The organism is Desulfurobacterium sp. (assembly GCF_027028515.1).
GTDB lineage: Bacteria > Aquificota > Aquificia > Desulfurobacteriales > Desulfurobacteriaceae > Desulfurobacterium_A.
This window is the reverse complement of the sequence record NZ_JALVIW010000089.1, coordinates 1-15,698: the sequence shown is the minus strand read 5'-3', so window position 1 is coordinate 15,698 and position 15,698 is coordinate 1. Positions and strand designations below refer to the sequence as shown.

Sequence of the window (15,698 nt, the reverse complement as noted above, 5' to 3'; positions counted from 1 at the left end):
TTTTTCTTTACGAAAGGTCAGAATATGCCTGGAGGACAGCATGAAAAAGATTGAGGCCATCATAAAGCCTTTTAAGATCGAAGCTGTAAAGGATGCTCTTATGGCTATTGGAGTGAAAGGTATGACCGTTGAAGAGGTAAGGGGTTTTGGTAAGCAGAAGGGGCACGCTGAGCTTTATAGAGGTGCCGAGTATGTTATTGACTTTATTCCTAAGGTGAGAATAACTGTAGTTGTTCCGGATACGCTTGTTGAGAAGGTTGTGGAAGTAATAGTTGAGTCTGCAAGAACGGGGCGAATTGGTGACGGAAAGGTCTTTGTTATTCCTGTTGAAGACGCAATTAGAGTCAGGACGGGTGAAAGGGGAGAAACCGTCTTACAATAAACTTATGATTGGGAGGTAGGAAAATGGCGACAGCCGAACTGTTTCAGAATGTGAATTCCCTTTCGGGGCTGGTGGAAAACCTGAAGCACTTTTCCGATGCTTCAGACGTTTTCTACCTTGTAGTAATGGGTGCCCTGGTGTTTATTATGCAGTGGGGCTTCGCAATGCTTGAGGGAGGACAGGCCAGGACTAAAAACGTTAACAACGTTATGATGAAGAACATCCTCGACTTTATGGTCGGTGGTCCTCTCTGGCTCTTTGTCGGTTACTGTATCGCTACCTACGGATTGGGATTTAGTGACTGGGCTGCATGGTACAAACATGTGTTTGATGCTGCAGCAAGTTCTTCTCACAATGGTCTTGTGATGGCTGAGTGGTTCTTCGGGCTTGTATTTTGTGCCACCACTGCGACAATTATTTCAGGTGGAGTGGCAGAAAGGATAAACTTCCTTGCTTATGTTTTTCTTTCAGTAATCGTTACCGGACTTCTCTACCCTATCTGGGTTCATCTTGGCCCCTGGGGTGCCAATATAATTCCTTACCATGACTATGCAGGAAGCCTGAACGTTCACGCTCTTGGAGGTGCGATAGGACTCGGTGCCATAATTGCCCTTGGACCAAGGATTGGAAGGTTCAAGATTAAAGATGGAAAAAGAATCCCGGTTCCAATTCCCGGTCACGATGTTCCGATGGCAATTTTTGGTGCTTTCTGTCTCGCCTTTGGATGGTACGGATTTAACGTTGGTAGTTCCATCTTTTTGAAAGATGTTTCGGGTCTTGTTGCTGTAACAACAACAATGGCTATGTGTGCAGGTGCTATATCTGCTATGGTCGTTTCTCACTTTGATCCTCTTGCAACAGCTAACGGTTTCCTTGCAGGACTTGTTGCTATCTGCGCTGGAACTAATGTTGTAAGTCCTTTTGGAGCTCTTGTCATAGGACTTGTTGCAGGTGCTCAGGTGCCTATAGTTTTCTCTCTTATTGAAAAACTCGGAATTGATGATTCTTGCGGTATATTCCCTGTTCACTTTGGGGGCGGTGCAACAGGTGCTATACTTGCAGGTGTATTTGGTATGAAAGCTTTTGGTGGTCTCGGAGGTGTTAATCTCGGATGGCAAATAGTTGCAGTAGTTCTTTGTCTGGTTTACGGCGTGGTTGTAGGATACATTGCTGCTAAGATTGCAGGGTTCTTTGCAGGTGGACTCAGGGTTCCTGTTGAGTGGGAGCAGGAAGGTCTTGACATTACAGAACACCACTTAAGAGCTTATCATTTTGAAGATCCGGTACCTGCAACAGCTTATGAAAAGGCAAAAAAGGAGGGTAAAATTGTTGAATAAGAGTGCCAGCAGGTAAGCCGCTTCCGACTTACCGCTGGCTTTTTTCTGTCCGGCATCGGTGCCGTGGCAGCGGCACCGATGCCCCTTACCTTGAAGCGCGAAGGACATATGAATTTTACTACATTTTGCAGGATTTTAAAACTTTTGTAGGAGGTAAGGGTATGAAGACAGGAAAAGCCAGTCTGTTAAAAGGTGCGCTGCTGGCGCTGGTACTTTCAACGCCTGCGTTTGCAGGTAACGGTATCAATCATGGTGATACCGCGTGGTTGCTCGTTGCTACTGCTCTTGTTGTAATGATGACCCCGGCTGGCCTTGCAATGTTTTATGCCGGTATGGCAAGGGTCAAAAACGTTCTTAACACAATTGGTATGAGCTACATAGCTTATGCTGTTGCAAGTGTTGTGTGGGTTGTTATAGGTTACTCTCTCGCTTTTGGTAAGGATATTGGTGGATTTATAGGCGGTTTAAACCATCTCTTCCTTTCTGGTATTGGTGTTAACAATGTTTCTGGAACGATTCCCGCACTTCTTTTTGTGTCTTTCCAGATGGCATTTGCCGGTATTGCGGTGGCCATTGTTAGTGGTTCTGTAATTGAAAGAATGAAGTTTTCTTCCTGGGCAATCTTTTCAGCTCTATGGATAATTTTTGTTTATGCACCTATTGCCCATTGGGTGTGGGGTGACGGTGGTTGGCTTTTGAAAATGGGGGCCCTTGATTTTGCAGGTGGTGCCGTAATTCACATCAATGCAGGTATTTCAGGTCTTGCTCTGGCTTACCTTGTAGGTAAGAGAAAAGGTTATGGAAAAACGGCAATGTTCCCTTCAAGTATTGCTCTTACAGCTCTTGGTGTAGGTCTTCTCTGGTTCGGCTGGTTCGGATTTAACGGTGGTTCAGCGCTTGCTGCAAATCAGTCAGCAGCGCTTGCTCTTATTACAACAAATACAGCTGCTGCTATGGGTGCTATCACATGGATGATTATTGAATGGATGAGAGACGGTCATCCTACAGTTCTTGGTATTGTTTCTGGTGTTGTTGCAGGACTTGTAGGTATTACACCGGCGGCAGGTTTTGTAGGTATTATTGGAGCCCTGATCATTGGTATTACGTCAGCAATTGTTGGTTATTTTGGCGTTGCGATTCTTAAACCAAAACTTGGATATGATGATTCACTTGATGCTTTTGGGGTTCATGGTCTCTGTGGAATGTGGGGAGCTATTGCTACTGGACTTTTTGCCAATCCTTCAATGAGCGGGAAAGCAGGCCTTTTCTTTGGTAATCCTTATCAGGTAGTTGTTCAGCTTATTTCTGTTATTGCTGTTACTCTTTATGCTGGTATCGTTACGCTTATTGTCGGTTCTGTTGTTAAGGTCATCACCGGTGGACTCAGAGTTGATGATGAGCAGGAGTACGATGGACTTGATAAGTCTATCCACGGTGAGAGAGCGTTTGAGCTTGAATAGATATAAAGGGGGCTTAAAGCCCCCTTTTTTATTTGTTTTCTTCGTCTTTCATCAGTTTGTATTTTATGGCGTCTATAAGTGCCAGCCAAGATGCTTCAATGATGTTAGGTGAGACGCCAACAGTTCCCCACTTGTCTTTTCCATCCGTTGATTCTATGAGGACACGGGGAGATGCTTCTGTTCCGGCAGTTTCGTTAAGGATTCTAACTTTGTAGTCTGTGAGTTTTACCTCTTTTAAGTTTGGATAGAACTTTTCAAGAGCTTTTCTCAGAGCCTTGTCTAATGCTTCAACTGGACCTCTTCCGTCTGCAGCCGTATGTTCAACTCTCTCTTTAAGTCCTTTTTCTTTGGCGATTTCTTCAGGAATTTCAACCTTTATCGTTGCCTCTGCGTAGGCCTCTTCACTTTCAGACCGTTTTTCAGTTAGGACTCTGAATCCTTTAAGTTCAAAATATTTCTTTGTCTGTCCAAGAGCTTCTTTGAGGAGGATTTCAAATGAGGCTTCAGCTCCTTCAAACTGGTATCCTTGAGACTCAAGGTATTTTATCTTTTCAAGAACCTTTTTAACGGCTGGTGAATCTTTTGAAAGCTCTATGCCGAGCCCTTTTGCCTTGTTTATAATGTTGCTCCTTCCGGAAAGTTCAGATACCATTATCTGCCGTTTGTTACCGACGAGTTCAGGATTGATGTGTTCGTAAGTTCTTGGATTTTTCTCAACGGCTGATACGTGAACACCGGCTTTATGTGCAAAAGCGCTGTCTCCCACGAATGGTAGATTTTCAGGATGAGGTCTGTTCGAAAGCTCTGAAACAAGGCGTGATACAGAGTAGAGTTTTTTGAGATTTTCTCTGCTTATGGCTTCTATTCCCATTTTAAGAACCAGGTTTGGGATGATAGAGCAGAGATTTGCGTTTCCTGTTCTTTCACCGAGACCGTTTATCGTTCCTTGAACCTGTATGGCGCCCTTTCTAACAGCTATCAGTGAGTTAACCACCGCCATGTCTGAATCGTTGTGGGCGTGAATTCCAAGAGGTGCATTGATTTCTTTTTTTACCTTTTCTATTATTTCTTCTGTTTCGTACCAGAGTGTTCCGCCGTTTGTGTCTGCAAGGACAATACAGTCGGCACCGGCTTCTTCTGCTGCTTTTAATGCTTTTAGTGAGTATTCGGGATTGTCTTTGAATCCGTCAAAAAAGTGTTCTGCGTCAAAGAAGACCTCATCTGTATATTTTTTTAGATAGGATATCGTGTCAAAGATAAGTTCTAAGTTTTCTTCAAGAGGTATCCTTAATGCTTCTTTAACGTGTAAATCCCAGCTTTTTCCAAATACTGTTATTGCCGGGGTTTCAGCTTCTATGAGTGTTTGTATATTTTTGTCGTCTTCTATCTTAATTTTTGCTCTTTTTGTTGATGAAAATGCGACGATTTTGGCGTTCTTAAGTTTTATTTTTTTTACCTCTTCAAAATATGCCATGTCTTTTGGATTTGAACCAGGCCAGCCCCCCTCTATGTAATGAATGCCTAAATCGTCAAGTGCCATTGTTATTCTTAGTTTGTCTTCTAAAGAGAACGAGACACCTTTTCCCTGTGCGCCGTCTCTTAAAGTTGTATCGTAGATATAGACCATCTTTTTACCCCTTGCGGAAAATATTTAACGGCGGCTTCTAAGCCGCCAGGGTGGTGATATTTAATATTATTTAAATGAAAGTTATTTATCAAGGTGGAATGCTTCGTGGAGGACTCTTACGGCAAGTTCTGTGAATTTCTCTTCTATGATACAGGATATTTTGATCTCTGATGTTGATATCATTAAGATGTTTATACCGTACTTGGCAAGCGTATCGAAAACCTTTCCCGCTACACCTGCGTGGTTTCTCATACCCAGTCCAACAATAGATACCTTTGCTATCCTGTCGTCTGTTATTACTCCTCTCGCGTTAATTTCTTTTGCGACGGCTTCTGTTATCTTTTCTGCCTTTGATAGGTCGTTTTTATCAACCGTGAAAGATATGTCGGTGTATCCGTCAACAGAAACGTTTTGAACTATCATATCAACTGGAATGTTAGCTTCTGCAAGGGCTTCAAATAGCTTGGCAGCGATTCCTGGCCTGTCAGGAACCCTTTCTACGGTTATTCTTGCCTCGTTTTTATTGTGAGCTATGCCTCTTACAACGACCTTTTCCATCTCTTCATCTTCCTCCTTTATGAGCGTTCCTTCGTCGGTTGTAAATGTGCAGCGGACTCTAAGCGGAACTTTATACTTCATTGCAAATTCTACAGACCTTATTTGAAGAACCTTTGCACCAAGAGAGGCAAGTTCTAACATCTCTTCGTAAGATATTTCATCTATCTTTTGGGCATTTTCGACGATTCTTGGGTCTGCTGTGTAAACGCCGTCAACATCTGTGTAAATGTCGCACCTGTCAGCGTTAAGCGCTGCGGCTATAGCAACAGCAGATGTGTCTGAACCACCTCTTCCAAGTGTTGTTATCTCTCCTGTTTCTGTTATTCCCTGAAATCCCGTTATAACAACAATTTTTCCGTTTTTTAGATGTTCTTTTATCCTTTCGACATTTATGTCAAGAATTCTTGCTTTTGTGAATGCGGTGTCTGTTTTTATTCCTGCCTGCCATCCTGTTAGAGAAACAGCATGGTATCCAAGACTGTTTAATGTGATTGACAGAAGTCCTGCAGATACCTGTTCGCCTGTTGCGACGACAAAATCCATGTCTCTTTCGTTTGGTTCTGGTGTTATCTCTTTTACAAGCTTTATCAGCCTGTCGGTTTCTCCTGCCATTGCTGAGACAACCACAACAACATCGTTGCCTTTAGCTTTCTCTTCTATCACTCTCGAAGCTACGTGTTTTATCCTCTCTATGTTTCCCATTGATGTTCCGCCGAATTTCTGGACTACCAGCACTTAATAAACCTCCATGTAGGTTTCGTGAAAATTAACCTTTATGATACAAAATTTCTATCTAAATTTTTAGCGATGCAGGTAGATTTACCATTAAATAGGTTAAAATAGTCTTTTCAATAGAAAGCATATTTGTGGAGGTGTGATATAAAGGTTAATAGAGAGCTTTTAGAGAAGATAAATTTTGATAAGGGAAACGGTCTTGTTCCAGTTGTTGTTCAGGATGCCAAAACGAAGGATGTTTTGATGGTTGCTTATGCTAATAGGGAGGCTGTTGAGGAAACGCTTAAAACAGGTTTTGCCCATTACTTTTCCCGAAGTAGAAATGAGTTGTGGATGAAGGGGAAAACTTCAGGACACGTTCAAAAGGTTAAGAGTGTTCTGATTGATTGTGACGAGGATACGCTCCTTTACATTGTTGAACAGACGGGTGTAGCCTGCCATACAGGAAACTGGAGCTGTTTTTACAGAACGCTTGCAGAGGGAGATGAGAGATGAGATTTTGCGAGGTTTTTGAAAAGCTTTATGAGATTATTGAAGAAAGAAAGAGAACGCTCCCGGAAGGTTCTTATACAGCTTCTCTGTTTAAGAAAGGAGAGGATAGAATTCTTCAAAAGGTAGGTGAAGAGGCGATAGAGACCATACTTGCGTTTAAATCGGGTAGCAGGAAAGAGATAGTTTATGAAACCTCAGATTTACTCTATCACCTTTTCGTAGCTATGGTTGAAAAGGGTGTAACACTTGATGATGTGGCTGTTGAGCTTGAGAGAAGAATGAAGTAGAGAGGCTGTTATGGCGTCATTTAGAAGAGTCGTTGAATTTTTAAAAACAGTAGTTCCCGAAGGAATGCAGGATTCCTGGGATAACAGCGGTATTCAGATAGGTTTTGAGAAAGAGGTAAACAGGATACTTTTTGCACTATCTATCAGCGATTCTGTTGTTAAAGAGGCAGTGGAAAAAAAGGTGGATATGATTATTACTCATCATCCGGTTACAATTTCCCCTGTTAAATTTATTGATGAAAGCAGTGTTCCAGAAAAGTTTTACCTCACTCTAATAAAAGAAGGTATCCCTGTTTATTCGATGCATACCAATCTTGATGTTTCTCCTTTCGGCCCAACGGCTATTATTGCAGAGAAAATGGGGCTTAAGAATACAATGCCCCTTGTTGTTCAACAGGGTGTACCCCCTTACGGTCTTGTGGGTGAGATTGAGCCAATACCTCAAAAGGAATTGGTGAAGAGGTTATGTAATTTCCTTCCCCTTGATGTTCGTAGGGTTATCAATTATGAGCCGGAAAAGGTTGTCAGGAAAGTTTCTGTCTGCTCCGGAAGTGGCGGTTCTCTTATTGAGAATGCCGCAGCTGTGAGTGAGTTTTATGTTACAGGTGATGTGAAGTATCACGATGCTGAACTTGCAGTTATGTTAGGACTTACCGTTTTTGATGCGGGTCATTTTGGAACGGAAAAGCTTTTTAGTGAAAAAATTATTAAAGCCTTGAAAGAACGATTTCCCGAAATAACTTTCCTCAATGCTGAATCTGAAAAATCGCCGTTTGAGGTGTCCGATGAACGTATCTACCGTTCTTGATAAGCTTTTAGAACTTCAGAATGTTGAAATTGAAATTCTAAGAGAAAGGAATCATTTAAGTCAGTTAAAGAAAAGAAAAAGAGATCTGTTAAAGAAGCAAGAAGAGTTTAGAAAAAGACTTTTTTTGTTAGAAGACAGAATTAACAGAGTCAGGGCAGAGATAGAGGATTTAAAGAATTTTGTCCTTTACAAGCAGGATAGATTAAAGGGGCTTCAAAAACAGAGGGAACATGCTACAAGCAGGAAGAGTTTTAAAGAGATTCTCAGACAGATAGCCAAGACTGAAGATGAGATAATAAGGGCGAATTCGGAACTTGCCAGATTGCAGGTAGAGCTTGATGAGCTTGTTGAAGAGTCAAAGACGGAAAGGAAATTTTTGAAAGAGGCTATTGAAAAGACGGAAGGAGAGTTAAAGGAAACAGAGAGAAGTATTAAAGAGCAGAAAGAGCGGATTTCAGAACTTGAGAATAAGGCTCTTTCTATTAGAGAAACGTTGCCCGATGATGTATGCAGAGAGTATGAAAACCTTAAGGAAAAATACAACGGCCTTGTCTTTTCTGATATATCTTCTGGTGTCTGTGAAGGGTGTGGTATGGCCTATTCATCTGCAGAATTTGCCTCTCTTTTAAGAGAGCTTGAACCCGGAAGGACAAGGTGTCCCTATTGTGGAAGGTTTGTAATAAAGCTTAGGTAATTATTTGCACAGTCCGCACGCTTTGCACCCTTTAAAGCAAACAGGTGAAGGTTCACCTGTGTATATTTTTTGATACTCTTTCCATAGATAGTCTCTCTTTATTCCGCTGTCGACGATTTCCCAGGGGAAGAGTTCGTCCTTTTCTCGTTCTCTCGTGTAAAGGTTGTCAATTTTCAGGTTTAACTCTTTTAGTGCTCTTTTAAAGTTAAGGCTATTCTTTACCGTATTTATTGCTGCTATTCCGATTCTGTCATCGCCCCGAGAAATTACTGCCTGAATAATAGCGTTTCTTGTGTTTTCAAATGTGAATTCAACGTTAGGTATCTTTTTGATCAGTTTTCCTAAGTTTCGTATCTTTTTGTCTATCTGGCTTTTAAGTGGCATTCCAAACCACTGCATTGGCGTAAATGGTTTGGGTATTACGGGGTTTACGCTTAAACTTATCTTTCCTGTTCTTTTCCGTTCTTTCCAGAATTCCATGGCTATCTTTCTGAATTCTGATGTCATTGAGGCTATTGCTTCTATGTCCTCTTCTGTTTCATTTGGAATTCCTATAAGAAAGTAAAGTTTGAGATTTTCAACTCCGTTTTCAAAAAGTTTCCTGCAGAATTTGAAAAATTCCCGGTCTGTCACTTTTTTATTCAGTGCCATTCGCTTTTCTTCTCTTCCAGCTTCTGGCGCAATGGTTACCGTTTTCTGCCGTGATTCTTTTACTATCTTTAACACGTAATCTAAAGTTGAAGAGACTCTCAGGGACGAAAAGGAGGCCTTCATGTTGTATTTTTTTAGGATAGCGTAGAGTTTTTCCATTTCTGAGTAATCGGTTACAGCTGTTCCTATCAGTCCAACTCTGTTCGTTATTCTTGATGCTGCAATGATTTCTTTTTCTACGAGTTCTATCTCTTTTTCTCTATATGGAAGTCCCATTGCCTGGGCAACACAGAAGCGACACTTTTCAGGACAGCCTCTGCTTAACTCTATGAGAACCATGTTTTTGAAGGCGGTTTCTTCTGTTATGAAGCAGGAGCATGAGAGGCGTTTTGAATACTCTTTTGACCGGAATATCTTTTTGACGGTGCCTTTAAAGTCCTCTACCCGGTCATTTTTGTACTTGAAAGAGTAGTTTTGAGAGACGATGATGTTGTCAAACTCAGACATGATTCCAATTAATTGTTTTTTATTTTTTTTGCCTGCAAGTTTTCTGAATATATTTTCCATTCTCTCTTCTGCTTCGCCTAAGTATATTATGTCAAATAGCGGCAGGAAGGGAGCGGGATTGTAGAAAACGCCTATACCACCAGCAAAGATTAAGGGTGCTTCTTCTCTTTTTTCTCTGTCCGGTTCTATTTTCCAGTTTGTAAGTGTTTTTATTACGTCAAATAGATGTTCCTCGTATGTTATTGAGAATGCTAAAATGTCAAACTCTTTAAAAGGTTTGTCAAGAAAAAAACTGGTCCTGTGAGAGCCAAATCCAATATCACATGAGATACCGTCGATAGCGTTGAGGTTGGAATAGATGTTGGAAAGGGCAAGGCTTGAAAATCCTGAGAAAGCATCGCCCGGATAGATAAGACAAACCTGCAGGTCTGTCTTTTTGACCTGCAGGTGATTACATAAGGCGTTTAACTCAATCACTCTTCGTCTTTAAGTTGTTCTAAAAGACTTGCTATGTCAATGTTTAAATCTATGATTTCTTCTTCAGGTTCTCTTTTACTTCCAAATGATGTGGAAGTGGTTGCTGCCGTGAATCCTGGTGGGAATGTAGGCCTTCCTTTTTCATCAAATCCGGTTGCTATTACAGTAACCTGTATAGAATCTTCAAGGGATTCATCGAGGGTTACACCAAAGTAGAAGTTTGTATCATCCCTCTTTGCTCTCTCTTTAATAAGTCCTGCAGCAGCGTAAGCTTCGTCAAGTGTAAGATCTGTTCCACCTGTTATGTTTACAAGAATTCTGCTTGCTCCTTCAACTTGAACGTTTTCAAGAAGCGGGTTATCAATTGCCTTTCTTGCAGCTGTAAGTGCTCTGTCTTCTCCACTTGCTTCACCTGTTCCCATCAACGCGTAACCACCGCTGTGCATTACAGCTTTTACGTCTGCAAAGTCAAGGTTTATGAGTCCAGGTCTTGTTATGACTTCTGTTATGCCTTTAACAGCTTGGTAGAGAACGTTGTCTGCAAGTTTAAATGCGTTAAGTATACTCATATCTTTTGGTGCAACTGTTAAAAGTTTTTGGTTAGGAACAACCATAAGTGTATCAACAAACTCCTTCAGTCTTCTTATGCCCTGCTCTGCGTATTCGTGGCGTTTTCTTCCTTCAAAGTCGAAAGGTCTTGTCACTACGCCAACAGTGAGGATGCCCATGTCTTTTGCTATTTTTGCAACTATTGGTGCTGCACCTGTTCCTGTTCCACCGCCCATTCCTGCGGTGATAAACACCATATCTGCACCTTCAAGGACCTCTCTTATTTTTGGTTCGTCTTCAAGTGCCGCCTGCTCGCCGATTTCAGGCTTTCCACCGGCGCCTAACCCTTTTGTTAACTTCTCACCTATTTGAACTTTTATAGGTATTGGTGATTTTGAAAGAACCTGGGCATCTGTATTAACAACGACGAAGTCAACACCTTCTATACCGTTCTCAAACATTCGTGATACGGCGTTGCCACCACCGCCTCCCACACCTATTACCTTTATAACTGGTCCTAAGAAGCTTTCTTCTGCTATGTCAAACATCTAAAACCTCCACTTTGTGTTCTTGTCATCTCTATATTAGTTGATCAATAAGCCTTTTTACCCAACCAAACACGCCTGCTTCGTGGCTTTTTGGAATTATATCGTCTTTCACTTCGAAGAGTTTTCCTTCCGGTTTTCTTGTTGCAGCTATGTAGTTTATAGCTCCGATGACAGGTGTTAGTGAGAGATCCGTAACGTTGTAATCGGGGCTGCATATCTCTACAGGTGCTTTAAAGATTTTTTTTGTAAGGACGTCTATATCCTTAAGTTTGGCCAGTCCTCCGGTGAGATAGATTTTGTTGAGATTAACTACCATTGATGGATCAGTGTTTTCAAGCTCCGTTTTAATGTCTTTTAAAATTTTTCGCAGTCTTATCTGTACGAGAGCCGGAATTACAATTTTTGGAAGCTTGGCCAATTTGCCACCTATAGAAATTGTGATGTATTCGTTTTGAGGAACTTTAAGTGCGTATGCGCTTCCATGTTCAAAAAATAACTTTTCGATTTCCTTCTTGTTAAGTTTCAACTTGCTGATTATGAATTTTATTATGTCGTTTCCACCGTCAGGGATATACTTGTTAAAAACAGGTTTGTCTTCTCTAAAGTAGAAGTATTCAGTGGTACCTGCTCCCATGTATATAAAAAGGTTGTTGTTAAAGTAGATGTTTTCCTTGCCTTTTATTCCGTAAAAGGCTGCAAGGGACTGCAGTATCAGACCATTAAGTTTTATCCCGCAATCTTTTAAGAGTTCTTCTATCGTTCTTTTTGTGTGCTTTGTTACAAGAACGATGAGGGCTTTCATTGCAAGTTCTCTTCCACTATGTCCGACAGGATTTTGGATGCCGGTAAGATTTTCTATTATAAATTCTTGGGGTATTATGTGCATTGTTTCATAATGTTGTTTTACGGGTGGGCCTTTTTTTTCCATAAGTTCCCTTTCTGCTTTGTTTTTGAGATCATTAACATCCTTGAATTGGATTGTTTGAATACCGGGAAAGTTTATCTTTGCCTCTATTTTGTAGCTGAGTGTGTGGGTACCTGAAATGATAACGTAAGCTTCATTTGGCAGTGTGGTAGAGGCTTCTATCTTGAGTTTGTTAAGAACTGCATTAAGGGCATCTTTAACCGATACAACGCTTGAAATGTTTCCACTTTTAATTCCTTTTGAAGGAACAGATGCCATAGCTATTATTTTTTTGTTGCCTTTTCTGTCTATAACACCAAGTGTGGCCCTTATGTAGCTTGTTCCTAAATCTATGGTAAGGATTTTTTCTTCAATCATTTTTCCTCCCCTTCTCAATCAGAAGGCCTGAGAATCTTAAATCGTAGTAGCCGGAATATGGCCTGGATAGAATTTTAAACAATTTTTGGAAATTCTGCCAGCTATTTTCACCGTTTCCAAGGAAAACGATTATTTTATGCTGGGGGTAAAGTAATTTTATACCTGTATCTGTCAGTAAAATTTCCGGTTTCTCTTTAATGGGATTTTTAGATGAAATGTATTGAGTTATAAGGGAAATTTCAAGTAAGATATTTTCCGTAACTTTTGGAAATCCTTTAGAGTCCTTTATAAAAAAAGGAGTTTTCCCTTTGTAAAAAAAGGTTTGATTTTGGGAACAGAGTTTTTTATCCTTTCCGAGGATGTAACCATTTTCTCCCACGTTAAAGGCCTCGTTTTTAGAGATGATACATAACTTTACAGGTTCTTCTTCAATATTGATTGTTAAAGTTCCTTTGATAAAAGAGATATCTACCTTTCTTACCCAGGGAAGTGAGCTTATAAAAGAAGTCAAATCTTTTATTTTGTTCTCATCATAGGGAGAATTTATTAATATCTGTCCGGTCAGCATATCTGTTATTTTGCTTCCCCATAGATTTTTGTCAAGTTTTATTCTGACCCTTTCAATTTTCATTGGTGAATAGATGAAGAGGATTAGACCGGAAAGTAGAATTAATATAAAGAAAATTATAAATAGTGGCCTCTTCATCCTTTTAGGATTTCCTCAATCAGTTTTTCAAATGTTATGCCGGCAGCAGCGGCAGATTTTGGCAGTAAACTTCTCTCTGTCATGCCGGGAATTGTGTTAACTTCAAGGATGTACGGAACATTCATTTCATCAAGTCTGAGATCTATCCTGATGGCTCCGCGGCATTCTAAAATGCGAAATGTTTTTTCAGCCAACTTATTTATTTTTTTAGCTGTTTTTTCTGGAATTCTGGCAGGTACTTCATATTTTGTTGTATGTTTTTTATATTTTGCTTCATAGTCGTAAAAACCTCCTTCGGGGATAACTTCAACGATTGGAAGAGCCTTTCCATTCAGCACCGGGATTGTAAGTTCTCTCCCTTCTATAAACTCTTCAATGAGAATTTTTGTGTCATACTTAAATGCAATTTCAACTGCTTTTTCAAGCTCTTCTTCTGTTTTAACGACAGATATGCCTACCGTTGAGCCTGTTCTTGCCGGTTTTACGACGCACGGTATCTCCATCCAGTCAACTTCCTCTTTTGAGAAATAAGTTTCTCCTGCAGGTACCGGAATGCCAAAGCTTTTAAGATATCTTTTTGTTGCGTCTTTGTCCATGCAAATGGCGCTTGATTCAACGTCGCATCCTGTGTAAGGTATTCCTAAACTTTCTAAAAGTCCCTGAACGGAACCATCTTCACCGGGAACACCGTGTAGGGCTATGAACACCCTTTCCGGCTTGAGCTCTATTAGGTTTTTTGCAGCATTTTCGTCAAATTCAAGGTCTAAAACTTCATATCCTAACTTTTTCAATGCTTTTACTACGGCAGCTGCGCTTTTTCTTGAAACTTCCGCTTCCGGGGAAGGTCCACCTTTAAGAACGACTATCACTGGAACCTCTCTCTTATTATGGTTTCAACTTCTTCAAGTTTGTTCCCTCTGGAACCTTTTATAAGAACGGTTTTCCCGCTGAAATCAAAGGTTTTTAAAAACTGTAAAAATTCGTCCCTGTTATTAAAATGATAACCTCTGCCGTTGAAATTTGAAAGGTAGAAAACGCTGTTTTTACCAAAAAATAGGGCTTCTTCTATGCCTTTTTCCGAAAGGTATTTGCCTATATCTCTATGAAGCTTTTCAGAGTGGCTTCCAAGTTCTAACATTTCACCTAATACCGCAACCTTTGGCGTTTCGTAGAGGGATAAAACATCTATCGCATTTTTCATTGATGCAGGATTGGCGTTGTAGTAATCCCGTATCAGAGTTATACTGCCGAACTTTACAATTTCCATTCTCCACTTTGGTGGTTTAAAAGTTTTCACAATTTCCACAATCTCTTCGGGTGGGATGTTCAGAACGTTTCCAATCAGCAGTGTTATTAAAATTGCGTTTAGTATGCCTCTTCCCGGGATGTTTACCTGACCGTTTACCGTTTTACTGTTGATTTTCGCTGTGAATAGCGTTTTTTCTGGATAAAAATGTGCTTCTATAATTTCTGCAGTGCCACCTTTGCCAAAAGTTAAAATGTTTTTCTCTTTTGCAAGATGTGATGGTGCAATTTTAACTTCTGTATTTTCGATCAGTGAAAACTTTTCTTTTAGTAGATTTTCAAATGTTTTAAATCCTTCAAGGTGACCCGGTTCTACTGCAGTTACTACACCAATGTGTGGTTTCACCATTTCTGTTAGAGTCGCCACTTCCCCGGGACTGTTTGTCCCTATTTCTTGAATGTACACGCTGCACTTTTTCAAATTAGCGAGAGTGTGGGTAATCCCTAAAAGGTTGTTGTAGCTTTCTACGTTTGAGTGGACGGTGAAAAATTTGGATAAAACGTAGGTAAGAAGTTCTTTAGTGGTTGTTTTGCCGACGCTTCCTGTTATGCCTATGACGTTTCCGCTAAAAATTTCTCGCTTGTGAAGTGCAATTTTTTTGAAAGCTTCCATCGTGTTTTCAACGTGGATCGTGGGGAGTATCGGTTTTAATTCTTTTTCTGATAGTGTCGCAGCAGCGCCTCTTTTTGCGGCGTCGTCTATAAAATTGTGGCCATCCCTGTTTCCTTTTAGCGGTATGAATAGCGTTTTTTCCGTAACCTTTCTTGAGTCAAATTCAAACCGTTCAACGTTAACGTTTAAGTTTCCTTTGATAGTTCCACCTGTTATGTTAGCTATCTCTTTTAATTTCACCTATCACCTCTAACGCTACTTCTTTGTCGCTAAAGTGGTATTTTTTTCCTCTAACTTCCTGGTAATCTTCATGTCCCTTGCCTGCTATAAGGATAATACCACTGCTTTCCTTTATTGCAGTTTCTATGGCACTTTTTCTATCGGGAATAACTTTTGTTTTTTTCAAGTCACAGCCTTTTAAGATATTTTTGATTATCTCTTCAGGATTTTCAAATCGGGGGTTATCTGTTGTCACTATAACTCTATCGGCGATCTTCGATGCGATTCTCCCCATGAGGGGTCTTTTCTGCTTATCCCTGTTTCCGCCACATCCAAAAACTACCGTGAGTTTTTTGTGCGGGTATATTTCTTTCAGTGTTTTAAGGACGTTTTCAAGTGCGTCCGGCGTGTGGGCGTAATCTATGTAGATGTCTGGTGCGATTTCCTCCAGCCGTCCCGGC

16 protein-coding genes are annotated in these 15,698 nt (G+C 40.6%); 7 read left to right on the top strand and 9 right to left on the bottom strand.

The features are described 5' to 3' along the window. Window positions 1-40 precede the first annotated feature (40 nt). The 3 genes from MV676_RS07505 to MV676_RS07495 all read left to right on the top strand — a co-directional run bounded on the left by MV676_RS07505 (window position 41) and on the right by MV676_RS07495 (window position 3,179). Window positions 41-382: a P-II family nitrogen regulator gene (locus tag MV676_RS07505; protein ID WP_022847085.1), complete on the top strand. Its 342-nt coding sequence runs from the start codon at window positions 41-43 to the stop codon at window positions 380-382. A gap of 23 nt (window positions 383-405) precedes the next feature. After that, on the top strand, window positions 406-1,719 hold the full coding sequence (locus tag MV676_RS07500) for an ammonium transporter (RefSeq protein ID WP_297446399.1): 1,314 nt from the start codon (window positions 406-408) through the stop codon (window positions 1,717-1,719). A gap of 161 nt (window positions 1,720-1,880) precedes the next feature. After that, entirely contained in the window at window positions 1,881-3,179 is a 1,299-nt protein-coding gene (locus MV676_RS07495) for an ammonium transporter (protein ID WP_297446397.1), read from the top strand. 28 nt (window positions 3,180-3,207) lie between these two features. Here MV676_RS07495 and cimA read toward each other — a convergent pair whose 3' ends face one another. After that, window positions 3,208-4,806: a citramalate synthase gene (cimA, locus tag MV676_RS07490; RefSeq protein WP_297446395.1), complete on the bottom strand. Its 1,599-nt coding sequence runs from the start codon at window positions 4,804-4,806 to the stop codon at window positions 3,208-3,210. A gap of 81 nt (window positions 4,807-4,887) precedes the next feature. Continuing rightward, window positions 4,888-6,099, bottom strand: a complete 1,212-nt coding sequence (locus MV676_RS07485) for an aspartate kinase (RefSeq protein ID WP_022847081.1) — start codon at window positions 6,097-6,099, stop codon at window positions 4,888-4,890. A gap of 129 nt (window positions 6,100-6,228) precedes the next feature. Between MV676_RS07485 and hisI the strand changes: the two genes are divergently transcribed. From hisI to MV676_RS07465, 4 genes are read left to right on the top strand one after another with little or no spacing between them, the layout of a single operon-like run. Further along, window positions 6,229-6,594, top strand: a complete 366-nt coding sequence (gene hisI, locus MV676_RS07480; RefSeq protein WP_297446392.1) for a phosphoribosyl-AMP cyclohydrolase — start codon at window positions 6,229-6,231, stop codon at window positions 6,592-6,594. Further along, a complete protein-coding gene (hisE, locus tag MV676_RS07475; protein WP_297446389.1) occupies window positions 6,591-6,878 on the top strand; it encodes a phosphoribosyl-ATP diphosphatase in 288 nt (95 codons plus the stop codon). Before hisI ends, hisE begins: the two co-directional genes overlap by 4 nt. Before the next feature lie 10 nt (window positions 6,879-6,888). Continuing rightward, a complete protein-coding gene (locus MV676_RS07470; protein ID WP_297446387.1) occupies window positions 6,889-7,686 on the top strand; it encodes a Nif3-like dinuclear metal center hexameric protein in 798 nt (265 codons plus the stop codon). Next, a complete protein-coding gene (locus tag MV676_RS07465; RefSeq protein WP_297446384.1) occupies window positions 7,664-8,380 on the top strand; it encodes a hypothetical protein in 717 nt (238 codons plus the stop codon). The genes MV676_RS07470 and MV676_RS07465 overlap by 23 nt, the downstream gene beginning before the upstream one ends. Here MV676_RS07465 and MV676_RS07460 read toward each other — a convergent pair whose 3' ends face one another. From MV676_RS07460 to MV676_RS07430, 7 genes are all read right to left on the bottom strand, one after another. After that, window positions 8,381-10,015, bottom strand: coding sequence for a radical SAM protein (locus tag MV676_RS07460; RefSeq protein WP_297446381.1), 1,635 nt, complete (start codon window positions 10,013-10,015; stop codon window positions 8,381-8,383). It abuts the gene before it with no gap. Beyond that, window positions 10,012-11,112, bottom strand: coding sequence for a cell division protein FtsZ (ftsZ, locus tag MV676_RS07455; protein WP_022847077.1), 1,101 nt, complete (start codon window positions 11,110-11,112; stop codon window positions 10,012-10,014). Before ftsZ ends, MV676_RS07460 begins: the two co-directional genes overlap by 4 nt. A gap of 31 nt (window positions 11,113-11,143) precedes the next feature. Continuing rightward, window positions 11,144-12,394: a cell division FtsA domain-containing protein gene (locus MV676_RS07450; protein WP_297446379.1), complete on the bottom strand. Its 1,251-nt coding sequence runs from the start codon at window positions 12,392-12,394 to the stop codon at window positions 11,144-11,146. Beyond that, window positions 12,387-13,100 (bottom strand): hypothetical protein, encoded by a 714-nt coding sequence (locus MV676_RS07445; RefSeq protein ID WP_022847075.1) that lies wholly within the window; start codon window positions 13,098-13,100, stop codon window positions 12,387-12,389. The genes MV676_RS07450 and MV676_RS07445 overlap by 8 nt, the downstream gene beginning before the upstream one ends. Then, complete coding sequence (locus MV676_RS07440; protein ID WP_297446376.1) at window positions 13,097-13,969, bottom strand: D-alanine--D-alanine ligase; 873 nt, start codon at window positions 13,967-13,969, stop codon at window positions 13,097-13,099. Before MV676_RS07440 ends, MV676_RS07445 begins: the two co-directional genes overlap by 4 nt. Further along, entirely contained in the window at window positions 13,966-15,258 is a 1,293-nt protein-coding gene (gene murF, locus MV676_RS07435; protein ID WP_297446374.1) for a UDP-N-acetylmuramoyl-tripeptide--D-alanyl-D-alanine ligase, read from the bottom strand. The genes MV676_RS07440 and murF overlap by 4 nt, the downstream gene beginning before the upstream one ends. Beyond that, on the bottom strand, window positions 15,236-15,698 hold a 463-nt coding region (locus MV676_RS07430), incomplete at its 5' end, for a cyanophycin synthetase (protein WP_297446372.1). The genes MV676_RS07430 and murF, both read right to left, overlap by 23 nt.